This is a genomic window from Aeromonas sp. A35_P (genome assembly GCF_002259925.1).
Lineage (GTDB): Bacteria > Pseudomonadota > Gammaproteobacteria > Enterobacterales > Aeromonadaceae > Aeromonas > Aeromonas dhakensis.
In genome coordinates this window covers 1-979 of the sequence record NZ_NEVB01000204.1, presented here as the reverse complement: position 1 = coordinate 979, position 979 = coordinate 1, and the positions used below count along the sequence as shown (strand labels likewise).

Below are 979 nucleotides of genomic sequence, written 5' to 3'. Positions count from 1 at the left end.
AGTGCCATCGACGGACTCGACCACAAAGGTCTCGACCTTGGTCTCGCCCTCGCTCAGGTACTGCACCTTGCTGTTGTCGACGTTGTAGGTCCAGGCGCCGCCTTCGGTGATGGAGAGGCTACCCAGTGCGCCCGCACTCGGGGTGCCGTTGCCAGAAACAAACTTGGCTTCGTCCGCGCCGTCCACGTCGGTCACGGTCAGGGTACCGGTCTCGGTCAGGGTCGGGTTGCTCTCGTCTTCCACCACGTTGCCGGAGTCAGTACCGCCAATGACGGCGCTGTCGTTGACGCCAGTGATGGTGATGGTGACGGTGTGGGTGGTGCCGTCCACCGAGGCCACGGTGAAGGTCTCGACCTTGGTCTCACCCTCGCCCAGGTACTGCACCTTGCTGTTGTCGACGTTGTAAGTCCAGGCGCCGCCTTCGGTGATGGTCAGGCTGCCCAGCGCGCCAGTGCTGGCCACGCCGTTGCCCGCCAGGAACTTGGCTTCGTCCGCCCCGTCCACGTCGGTCACGGTCAGGGTACCGGTCTCGGTCAGGATCGGGTTGCTTTCATCTTCGGTCACGCCACCGGTATCGGTACCGGTGATCACCGCGGCATCGTTGACGCCAGTGATGGTGATGGTCACGGTATGGGTGGTGCCATCGACGGACTCGACCACAAAGGTCTCAACCTTGGTCTCGCCCTCGCCCAGGTACTGCACCTTGCTGTTGTCGACGTTGTAGGTCCAGGCGCCGCCTTCGGTGATGGTCAGGCTACCCAGCGCACCCGCGCTCGGGGTGCCGTTGCCAGAAACAAACTTGGCTTCGTCGGCCCCGTCCACGTCGGTCACGGTCAGGGTGCCGGTCTCGGTCAGGGTCGGGTTGCTTTCATCTTCGGTCACACCACCGGTATCGGTACCGGTGATCTCCGCAGCATCGTTCACGCCAGTGATGGTGATGGTCACGGTGTGGGTAGTGCCATCCACCGAGGCCACGGTG

General features: G+C 63.5%; 1 protein-coding gene. It reads right to left on the bottom strand.

Features of this window, described 5'->3' with window-relative positions; translation table 11 throughout:
- Positions 1-979 (bottom strand): VCBS domain-containing protein (locus CAK78_RS14740; protein ID WP_217900833.1); only part of this gene is annotated, 979 nt, incomplete at both ends.